A 6124-nucleotide genomic window follows, 5' to 3' on the forward strand; every position below is an offset into this window, starting at 1 on the left:
GTCTACTGCTCTGGTCGCGTGACGCTAGTCGCGCGCCTTGGCGAGGAGGTCCTCGCGCGGGTTCTCGTCGGGCAGGACCTCCGCCAGCGCCTCGACGGCCTCGCGCTGCTTGTCCGACAGGTGCGACGGCACCGCGACCTGGACGGTCGCGAGCAGGTCACCCGTTCCGTTCTTCGTCGCGACACCGCGGCCTCTGACGCGCAGGACGCGACCCGAGGGCGTGCCGGGAGCGACCTTGAGCTTGACGGGCTCGCCGCCGAGTGTCGGCACCTGGATGGTGGCGCCGAGCGCTGCCTCCGGGAACGTCACCGGGATGTCCACGCGGAGGTTGAGCCCGTCGCGCTCGAAGACCGGGTGCTTGCGGACCGTGACGGCGACCACCAGGTCACCGGCCTCGCCACCATCCGGCGAGGGTTCGCCTCGGCCGCGCAGCCGGATCTTCTGGCCGTCCGCAACCCCGGCGGGGATGCGGACGTTCACCGGGCGACCGTTGCCCTGCGACAGCTTGACGGTGTCGCCGGCGATCGCGGTGGTGAAGTCGAGCGTCGTCGACGCAGTGACGTCGCGACCCTTCGTCGGCCCACCGAAGCCGCGGTACCCGCCGGAGGTCTGGCCGAAGCCACCACCGCCGCCGAACATCCCGCCGAGGATGTCCTCGAAGCCGCCGGCACCGCCCGGGCCGCCCTGGCCGAAGCGGACACGCTGTCCGCCCCCGCCCTGCTGCCCGAACATGCCACCGAAGACGTCCTCGAAACCGCCGCCCTGGCCTCCGCCGCCCGCTGTGAAGCGGGCGCCGGAGCCCATGGCGCGGACCTGGTCGTACTCCTGACGCTGCTCCTTGTCGGAGAGCACCGAGTAGGCCTCGCTGATCTCCTTGAAGCGGTTCTCCGCCGCGGTGTCACCCGGGTTGGAGTCCGGGTGGAACTGCCGCGCGAGCTTCCGGTAGGTCTTCTTCAGCTCGGCCTCCGACGCGTCCTTCGACACTCCGAGGACCTTGTAGAAGTCCTTGTCGAACCAGTCCTGACTGGCCACTGGTACCTACCTTCCGTTCCGGCTCAGGCCGGGACCGCCACCGCGACCTTGGCCGCACGGAGCACGCGCTCGCCGAGCTTGTAGCCCGGCTCGACGACGTCCGCCACGGTCTGGCCGGTGGCACCCGGGGTCGGGAGCTGGACGATCGCCTCGTGGATGTTCGGGTCGAAGGCTTCACCCTTCTCGCCGATCTGCACGAGCTTGAACTTGTCGAAGCCCCCGCGGATCTTCTGACCGATGACCTGCATGGGACCCTCGGCGAGGTCACCGTGGGCCTCGGCCCGGGTGAGGTCGTCGAGCGCCGGCAGCAGAGCCCGCACCACTTCGGCGATGGCGACCTCGCGGTTCGCCTCGCGGTCGCGCTCGACGCGCTTCCGGAAGTTCACCAGCTCGGCCTGCGCACGGAGCATGTCGGCACGCATCTCGGCGACGAGGTCGCGGTCCGCGGTGGACAGGTTGTCCTCGGCGATGCCGCGCGCGGCGTCGGCCAGGAGTGCCTCGTCCTCGGGGGAGAGGTCGGTGGCACCCCCTGCCGGTGCGTCCGTCGGGACCTCGACGTCGGGGCCTTCGGCCTCGATGAGGTCCTCCGGCTGCTCCGCGTTGGTGGCGTCCCCTTCGACCTGGGGTTCGTCCTCGTTGGGGACGTTGTCCTTCGGGTCCGTCATCTACTTCTTGTCCTTGTCGTCCTCGTCGTCCACGACCTCGGCATCGACGATGTCCTCGTCGTCCTGCGCTGCCTGGTCGGCGGTGGGCTGCTCACCAGCGGGGGCGCCAGCGTCCTGCTGGGAGTAGATCGCCTGGCCGAGCTTGCCCTGCGACTCGTTGAGCTTGTCGAACGCGGTCTTCACGGCCTCGTCGTCCTCACCCGCGAGCGCGGACTTCAGCGCGTCGACGTCGGCCTGCACCTCGGACTTGACGTCCTCGGGGAGCTTGTCGTCGTTCTCCTTGATGAGCTTCTCGATCGAGTAGACGAGCTGCTCGGCCTGGTTGCGACGCTCGTTGGCCTCGCGACGGGCCTTGTCCTCGGCCGCGTGCTCCTCGGCTTCGCGGACCATGCGCTCGATGTCCTCCTTCGGCAGCGACGAGCCGCCGGAGATGACCATCGACTGCTCCTTGCCGGTGCCCTTGTCCTTCGCGGACACGTGCACGATGCCGTTGGCGTCGATGTCGAACGTGACCTCGACCTGCGGGACGCCACGGGGGGCCGGCGCGATGCCGGTGAGCTCGAACGTGCCGAGCGGCTTGTTGTCGCGGGTGAACTCGCGCTCGCCCTGGAAGACCTGGATCGCGACCGACGGCTGGTTGTCGTCAGCGGTCGTGAAGGTCTCGCTCCGCTTGGTCGGGATCGCGGTGTTGCGGTCGATGAGCTTCGTCATCAGGCCGCCCTTGGTCTCGATGCCGAGCGACAGCGGCGTGACGTCGATGAGCAGGACGTCCTTGCGCTCGCCCTTCAGGACACCGGCCTGCAGCGCGGCGCCGACGGCGACGACCTCGTCCGGGTTGACGCCCTGGTTCGGGGACTTGCCACCGGTCAGCGACTTGACGACCTCGGCCACGGCGGGCATGCGGGTCGAGCCACCGACGAGCACCACGTGCGCGATCTCGTTGACCGAGACACCGGCTTCCTTGATGACGTCGTTGAACGGCTTCTTCGTGCGGTCGAGCAGGTCGGAGGTCATCTGCTCGAACTGCGCGCGCGAGATGGTCTCGTCGAGGTTGAGCGGACCCTCGGCCGTGAGCGTCAGGTACGGGAGCTGGATGTTCGCCGACATCTGCGACGACAGTTCCTTCTTCGCCTGCTCAGCGGCTTCCTTCAGACGCTGCTTGGCGATCTTGTCCGTGGACAGGTCGACGCCGTGCTCGTCCTTGAACTTCTTGATCAGGTAGTCGACGATGCGCTGGTCCCAGTCGTCGCCGCCGAGGCGGTTGTCGCCGGAGGTCGCGCGGACCTGGATCGTCGAGAAGTCGTCGTCCTTGCCCACCTCGAGCAGGGAGACGTCGAACGTGCCGCCGCCGAGGTCGAAGACCAGGATGAGCTCGTCTTCCTTGCCCTTGTCGAGGCCGTACGCCAGAGCGGCAGCGGTCGGCTCGTTGATGATGCGCAGGACGTTGAGGCCGGCGATCTCACCCGCGTCCTTCGTGGCCTGGCGCTCGGCGTCGTTGAAGTACGCCGGCACGGTGATGACCGCGTCGGTGACGTCTTCGCCGAGGTACTGCTCGGCGTCGCGCTTGAGCTTGCCGAGGGTGCGGGCCGAGATCTCCTGCGGCGTGTACTGCTTGCCGTCGATCTCGACCTTCCAGTCGGTGCCGATGTGGCGCTTCACGCTGGCGATGGTGCGGTCGACGTTCGTGACGGCCTGGCGCTTGGCGGTCTCACCGACCAGCACCTCACCGTCCTTCGTGAAGGCGACGATCGACGGCGTGGTGCGGAGGCCCTCGGCGTTCGCGATGACGGTGGGCTCACCGCCTTCGAGCACGCTGACGACCGAGTTGGTGGTTCCGAGGTCGATGCCTACTGCACGTCCCATGTGGTGATGCTCCTTCGATTGGTGCGGAAGTCGTTGGACTTGCGTCCGATGGACTCAACTCTACTCCGGACAGGAGGCGCGTCAACACCGAGTGGACAAAGTTGCGTCGTTCGCACTCAACTCACAGAACAGCCCCTGGCGGCATCGCTGTCCATATATTGGTATGTCACGTGATATTCTGGATGTACATGCAGCGACGGTCCGGCCGTCGCGTGTGTGCTTCCCTCCCGCACAGCCGCCGTCGCGCGGCCTGTCCTGAAAGATGCACATGTCTCACAAGAAGAGGGCCGCGACGGCCTTCAAGTCCATCGGGGCGGCCGGTCTGGCCACTGCCACCATCGTGTCAGGATTGTCGTTTGGCGCGCCTTCAGCAACTGCTACTACGACGACAGGCCTAGAGATCAACTCCGGCTCGTTTGTGGTGGGGCCGTTGGTGACCGTCACTCGCCCCGGAAACGGGCGATACGCAGCCCCTACGGCAGACGGTCGATATGTCCGCCAAAACGTGTCAGACACCCTCTCCGAGGCGGAGGCAAAAGCGCAAGACTGGATTCTTCCAGCTCCCGGAGAGAACGGCGTAGTTCGCCCGGTCGCGAATCCGAGCATGTGCCTTCTAGCATACGAATATTTGATGGAATCTGCCCTCACTCCTTGTGATCCCGCAAGCGATGGGCAGAACTTCTACCTGACGGAGAACTCACTCAGCGAAGATAACCCCAAGGGGATCGGACTACGGAACGTCAAGTGGAGCAGGTGGTTCTCGACGTCCACACCCCGAACCAACATGCTCTTCCAGCGGGGGTACGAAGCAGATTCAATCCCGACCATCGGGAAGTTCAGTTCGGCATTCTCGGCATCTGTGGCCAGCGTGAACAACATCGGACGATCAGCCGTCATCTCTGGAGTGGGCGTGCCAGGCTTGGTCGTTGCCATCGGTCAAGAGACCGCAGTAGTCGAGGAAACCGGCCACTGGTCTCTGCAGGTCGAAGGCTTGAAAGACGGAGGGAATGAACTCACTGTTGTTCAACGCAGGGGCACCGTGGAAATCAGTGAGGCAACCGTCACGGTCCACATCGTGGATGGTGGCACGCTCGTGGGTGTTGACCAGGGCCCGATCGACCTGGCCCGTGGTGCATCCACGAAGATCCCGATGATCGTGCAGAACAACGAGTCCCGCGCGAACACGACCGGAACCGTCACCCTGACGGCTCCCGAGGGGACCACCTTCGACGGCCAGACCCGGATCGACGCCTCGTGGCGGCAGGTCGGCAATGACTCGTGGAACCCGGTCACGTCCATCCCGCTGACCAACGGTCGTCGGTCGAACGACGACAAGACGATCACCTTCGACGTGAACTGGGTCGAGAACCACGGCGCGTCCGAGCAGTACCGGTACATGGTCAACGTGACCGCTGACTCCGACGCGCCCGCCGGCGCAGGCCAGATGGGGTTCGTGTTCGCTGGTGACAGCAACAAGGGCGGCTTCCGCGCGGCGGGCAAGACGACCACGAACCTCGTGGTCGCGCAGCGTGAGCTGAGTGCGGAGGTCGAGTCAGTCGATCACAACGCGGGGTCGGCGAAGCTGGTCGGGAAGGCCACTCCGGGCGCGACGATCGTCGTCGGCGACCAGAGCGCCGAGGTCACCGAGAGCGGCGACTGGGAGCTCGTGGTCACCGACCTCACCGAGGGCGTCAACAACCTCAAGGTCGAGCAGAAGATCGGCGACGAGGTCGTCAACTCGAAGGACCTCGAGGTCACCATCAACACCGCCGCGGTCATCGGCAAGGACGGCACCGCCGTCACGCTCGAGCGCGGCACGTCGACGAAGGTCGAGGCGCAGTTCACGACCCAGGGCAGCGTGTCCCGACCGGACGCGAAGGTCACCTTCACCGCTCCCGAGGGCACCACGTTCGCCGAGGGTCAGGACACCATTCAGGGCAGCTACCGGAAGCCGGGTGAGGACTGGGTGAACCGTTCCACGACCCTCACCGACGGCGACCTGTCAATGGACGGCAAGACCTACACCTTCACGTTCAAGCCGAGCACGAGCACGTGGACGCTGCCGGACGCGTCGCTGCTGCGGTGGAACATCGAGGTCGAGACCCCGGCGGGCGCCGCGGAGGGCACCTCGTCGATGAACACCAAGCTCGTCGGCACCGCCGTCGAAGGGTCCTTCAACGCGACCAGCACCACGCAGACGACCGTCGATGACTCGCGCCCGGCTGCGCCGTCGGCGACGGGCTTCTTCGACACGGACGTGTCCGCATGGGCCGGTGTCCGCGGTCAGGGCGCGGCGAACGCGACCATCGTGGTCAAGAACGCTGCGGGCGAGGAGATCGCTCGGACGACCGCGAACAGCACCGGTAGCTACGAGGTGCGGATCGACCCGAACAAGGTCGGCTTCGGCGAGCAGCGGCTCGTCGTCACCCAGACCGTGGACGACGCCACCTCGGACGGCATGGACGTCACCCTGGACTACGGGCAGAACGACCCGCAGTTCACCTCCCCCGCCGAGGGTGGGTCGCTGCCGAACCGTGACTTCACCCTCGAGGGCACCGGCAACG

Annotated in this window: 4 protein-coding genes; 1 reads left to right on the forward strand and 3 read right to left on the reverse strand. The window is 66.5% G+C overall.

Annotated features, from left to right (window positions below; translation table 11 throughout):
* Window positions 1–24 precede the first annotated feature (24 nt).
* From OGL88_RS16560 to dnaK, 3 genes are read right to left on the reverse strand one after another with little or no spacing between them, the layout of a single operon-like run.
* Window positions 25–1032 carry a DnaJ C-terminal domain-containing protein gene (locus tag OGL88_RS16560; protein ID WP_263054994.1) on the reverse strand — a complete coding sequence of 336 codons (1008 nt, stop codon included), beginning with the start codon at window positions 1030–1032 and terminating at the stop codon, window positions 25–27.
* A gap of 23 nt (window positions 1033–1055) precedes the next feature.
* Window positions 1056–1697, reverse strand: a complete 642-nt coding sequence (locus tag OGL88_RS16565) for a nucleotide exchange factor GrpE (protein WP_111085448.1) — start codon at window positions 1695–1697, stop codon at window positions 1056–1058.
* Window positions 1698–3560 (reverse strand): molecular chaperone DnaK, encoded by a 1863-nt coding sequence (gene dnaK / locus OGL88_RS16570; RefSeq protein WP_263054993.1) that lies wholly within the window; start codon window positions 3558–3560, stop codon window positions 1698–1700. It lies immediately after the preceding gene.
* 1039 nt (window positions 3561–4599) lie between these two features.
* On the opposite strand from dnaK, the gene OGL88_RS18125 reads away from it, so the two are divergent.
* Window positions 4600–6124 (forward strand): Ig-like domain-containing protein (locus OGL88_RS18125; protein WP_263092184.1); only part of this gene is annotated, 1525 nt, incomplete at its 3' end.

It is taken from the genome of Curtobacterium sp. RIT-PI-V (assembly GCF_025642935.1).
Classification (GTDB): domain Bacteria; phylum Actinomycetota; class Actinomycetes; order Actinomycetales; family Microbacteriaceae; genus Curtobacterium.

What these genes read in the sequence shown, in the direction of transcription:
- OGL88_RS16565 (WP_111085448.1), bottom strand. Translation starts at nt 1,697, where the DNA reads ATGACGGACCCGAAGGACAACGTCCCCAACGAGGACGAACCCCAGGTC.
- dnaK (WP_263054993.1), bottom strand. Translation starts at nt 3,560, where the DNA reads ATGGGACGTGCAGTAGGCATCGACCTCGGAACCACCAACTCGGTCGTC.